The 4125-nt window shown below is 60.8% G+C and carries 5 protein-coding genes; all 5 read left to right on the top strand.

What is annotated here, in order from left to right:
* On the top strand, nt 1-216 hold a 216-nt coding region (locus DW037_RS10310; RefSeq protein ID WP_147326485.1), incomplete at its 5' end, for a PTS sugar transporter subunit IIC.
* Nucleotides 197-1030: a PTS system mannose/fructose/sorbose family transporter subunit IID gene (locus DW037_RS10305; RefSeq protein WP_117638274.1), complete on the top strand. Its 834-nt coding sequence runs from the start codon at nt 197-199 to the stop codon at nt 1028-1030. The genes DW037_RS10310 and DW037_RS10305, both read left to right, overlap by 20 nt.
* A gap of 91 nt (nt 1031-1121) precedes the next feature.
* Complete coding sequence (locus tag DW037_RS10300; RefSeq protein WP_117638275.1) at nt 1122-2336, top strand: MFS transporter; 1215 nt, start codon at nt 1122-1124, stop codon at nt 2334-2336.
* Nucleotides 2337-2506: 170 nt separating this feature from the next.
* A complete protein-coding gene (locus DW037_RS10295) occupies nt 2507-3568 on the top strand; it encodes an SIS domain-containing protein (protein WP_118373258.1) in 1062 nt (353 codons plus the stop codon).
* Between the two features lie 94 nt (nt 3569-3662).
* Nucleotides 3663-4079: a PTS sugar transporter subunit IIA gene (locus tag DW037_RS10290; RefSeq protein ID WP_118259874.1), complete on the top strand. Its 417-nt coding sequence runs from the start codon at nt 3663-3665 to the stop codon at nt 4077-4079.
* Nucleotides 4080-4125: the final 46 nt, after the last annotated feature.

Below are 4125 nucleotides of genomic sequence, written 5' to 3'. Positions count from 1 at the left end.
GCCATGGGCTTCGCCATGCTCGGCCGCCTGGTGCTCACCAAGCAGCTCGTGCCCTTCTACTTCCTGGGCTTCCTGCTGTGCTCCTACGCCAACGTGCCCGTCCTGGGCGTCGCCCTGATCGCCATCATCATCGGCATCGACAAGTTCGACCTGCTCGGCCTGGGCGGAGCCCAGCCCCAGCTCTCCGCGGAAGGGGATGAGGACGATGACTTCTAGTCCCGAGAACAAGATCACGCGCTCCGACCTCGTCAAGAGCGCCCTCAACACCGGCGCCCTGGGCATGGAGTTCTCCTGGACCTACTACAAGCAGATGAACATCGCCTTCTGCCTGATGGTCGCCAACATGCTCAAGAAGATCTACGCCGGCCGCCCCGACGACTACGCCGAGGCCCTGCACCGCCACTGCGCGTTCTTCAACATCACCGTCCAGTTCGCCCCGTTCGTCGGCGGCATCGCGATGGCCATGGAGGAGAAGGTCGCCCGCGGCGAGATCGAGCCCGAGAGCGTCAACGACGTCAAGGCCGCCCTCATGGGCCCGCTGTCCGGCATCGGCGACTCCATCTTCCTGTCGACGCTGCGCGTGGTCGCCGCCGCGGTGGGCATCAGCCTGTGCCAGGCCGGCAACCCCTTCGGCCCCATCGCCTTCCTGCTCATCTACAACGTCCCCGGCTTCGCGCTGCGCGTCTGGGGCGCCGTCAAGGGCTACGAGCTGGGCGTGGGCTTCCTGGACGAGGCCCAGAGGACCGGCCTCATGCAGAAGATCATGACCTGCGTGGGAATCGTGGGCGTCATGGTCGTGGGCGCCATGTGCAAGGACATGTTCTGGGCCAGCATCCCGGTGGCCATCGGCTCGGGCGAGGACGCCCAGACCCTCCAGGACATCCTGGACGGCATCATGCCCGGCATGCTCGGCATGCTCGCCTTCTGGCTGTACTACTGGCTGCTGTCCAAGAAGATCAACCCCATGGTGCTGATCGTGGCCACCATGGTCGTGGGCATCGTCGGCGCGTTCTTCGGCGTGCTGGCGTAAGGGCCCGGCTGCATAGATTTTCGTTGCAACCTGGAAAGGGGATGGAGCGGGCCTATGCCCTCCATCCCCTTTTTGTATAGAAGGAGTTCGTATGTTCGCGAAGGATCGCGAAGAAATGCGCCTGACGCCGGCAGAGGTCAGGCTGATTCTTATTGAGTCCCTGCAGTGGTGCGCCAACAACGCGGTCTACTTTTTGGGGCTTATCGGTGCGGCCACGTATGATCTGGCTGGCACGGCCTTTTTGGTTGCCGCCATTACGCTCGTGCGCAATCTTATGACGTCGGTGGGCAATATGGTGTCGGGCTCGGTCATCGATCGCTTTGGACCGCGTCGGACGTCGTTTGTGACGTGCGTGATTACGGCGGTGCTTTCGCTTGGCGTGGGGTTGGCGCCGTTGTCTGTCCCCGGGCTTGTGTTTGCCGCGTGTGTCTTGGGACTTGCGGGCGGTTTTATCAACACCTGCACGCATGCGTTTCCGGGATACCTAGAGTCGACCACCGAGGGCCGTACCCGCGTGAACGGTCTCATGGTGTTTTACAGCAATATCGCCTATACCGCTGGCCCGCTGCTCGGTGGTGCCATCGTGAGCTGTTTTGCCACGCAATCGGTCTATCTGCTCATGGCGGGCATGATGGGTGTGGCGGCCGTGCTCTCCTTGGGCTGCCACGAGTGTGTTGTTCCCGCAAAAGGGGAGAAGCCGAAGGGCGGTATTCTGGGCGGCATGGCCGAGGGTGCGCGACTTACGTTTCGCGACCACGACCTGCGCCTCATCTTTATCTCGGGCTTTTTGGGTTTCTTTGCGTTCGGCGCGTTCGATTCGCTGGAGTCGTTGTTCTACCGTGATGTGCTCAACGTGGATATCGTCTGGCTGGGCTGGCTGTCCTCGGTCGTGGGCCTCACTTCCTCGGTGGGCGCGTTCATCCTGACCAAGCTTTCTGCTCGCCATGTCAACCTACGATTGCTGCTCGGCGCGCTCATGGCCGTGGGCATTGGGTCCATGGTGTACGTGGGCACCGATATGCTGGGGGTCGCGATTATCGGTCAGGCGATTAACGGTCTGGCCTGGGGGTTCCTGGAGCCGCTGCAAATGATCTTGATTCAGGAGCGCGCAGACATCAAATACCTGGGGCGCATTACCGGCTTTGTGCGTTTTGGCCTGATGAGTGCCGGCGTGGTGCCGCTGCTGGCGGCTCCGTTTTTGGCGGAGGCTTTGGGCGTCCAGACGGTATTGTTTGGGGCATCGACCATTATTGCGCTGGTAGGAACGCTGTTCTTTGTCACACAAGGGAGACGCCAGGGGCGTTAGCTATACATCAAATTCTAATTTAATACCACTCACCAGAGAATTTCGACCGTTCACCGAGGATTGGGGCAGATTGAAAAGTGGTATTAAAAACACGTTAGGTGTATGTCTATAATTGGTATCGAAAAGAAACGCGATGTATAGATTCGCGTGCAGGACAGAAAGGAAAAGCCATGAAGGAAACCGAGAAGATCGAGATCATGCACTTTAGCCAGGAGGGCTACGTCGAGGACGGCAAGAACGTCTACGAGGCCGGCAAGAAGATGACCGCGCTCGCCGACAAGGTCGCCGACGAGGGCTACGACGCCGTGTTCCTGATGGGCGTCGGCGGCACCTGGGACGAGCTCATGCAGCTCGAGTACCTCATGAACAAGTTCGGCGACCGCGACCTCGAGGTCTACCTGATCCACGCCGCCGAGTGGAACGTCATGGGCCACAAGCGCATGACCGAGAAGTCCGTCGTGCTCACCGCCTCCGAGTCCGGCACCACCCCCGAGGTCCTCGAGGCCGTCAAGAAGATGAAGGACATGGGCGTGCGCGTCTACGCCATGACCAAGCCCGAGGGCCCCATCGGCCAGGCTGTGGGTGCCGAGAACTGCGTCAAGATGGCTTCCGATCACGGTAACGGCGGCTGCGAGATGGGCTACTACCTCGCCGACTGCTTCGGCCTGCGCCTGCTCAACCGCCGCGGCTGCTTCCCGCAGTTCGATAAGTTCATCGAGCAGACCAAGGACGTTTGGACCCACCTGGTCGACATCCGCAAGCGCTTCGAGCCGCGCGCCGAGGAGCTCGCCAAGAAGTACGCCCTGGCCCCCTACACCATGTTCATCGGCTCCGGCGCCCTGTGGGGCGAGACGATCCTGTTCTCGATGTGCATCCTCGAGGAGATGCAGTGGAAGCGCACCCGCTACATCACCTCGGCCGACTTCTTCCACGGCACCCTCGAGCTCGTGGAGCCCGGCGTCCCCGTGTTCCTGTTCATGGGCGAGGACGAGAACCGCAAGCTCGACGAGCGCGTCCGCGCGTTCCTGACCCGCGGCGTGACCGGCGACACCGACATCAACATCATCGACACCGCCGAGTTCGCCATCCCGGGCCTTGACGACGAGTTCCGCGTCATCGTGTCTCCGTGGATCCTCTCCTCGCTGATCACCGATCGCCTTGCCGCTTACTACGAGACGGTCACCAAGCACAACCTCAACTACCGTCGCTACTATCACCAGTTCGATTACTAATCGGCGACAAATTAGCTACTGATCAAGAAGCACCCTGCCCGGGCGCATGCGTCCGGGCATTTTTATGCCGAAGTTCGCAAGAAAGGGGAATCGAATGAGGCAGTTTATCGTTGCATCCCATGCTCATTTTGCGTCCGGAATCGTCGAGAGCATTGGGCTACTCTCGGGCGAGCGCGAGAACGTCCATGCGCTGTCTATGTATGTCGACGGAAACGAGGACCTGGTCAAGGAGGCCGCAGCGATTCTGGACGGCTTTGCCGCGGACGATGAGGTCGTCGTTTGCACCGACCTCTTTGGCGGCAGCGTCAACAACGAGTTCACCAAGATCGCCCAGACGCGCCCCAACACGCACCTGGTGACCAATATGAATCTGCCGCTCCTTATTCAGCTGCTGTTCGTGCCCGACTCCACCCCGATCGATGAGGCCATTCGCCAGATCGTCGAGGCGGACGACACCAAGGTCAAGTACGTCAACGACCTGCTGGGGCAGGCCGAACTCGATGAGTTTTAAGGCTCTTCGGTGGTTTCTGTGGGAGAGATTCCGGCATAGGCCCAGC

It is taken from the genome of Collinsella sp. AF39-11AT (assembly GCF_003474585.1).
Taxonomy (GTDB): Bacteria; Actinomycetota; Coriobacteriia; order Coriobacteriales; family Coriobacteriaceae; genus Collinsella.
The sequence above is the reverse complement of the archived record's forward strand: the minus strand, read 5'-3'. Positions and strand labels throughout refer to the sequence as shown.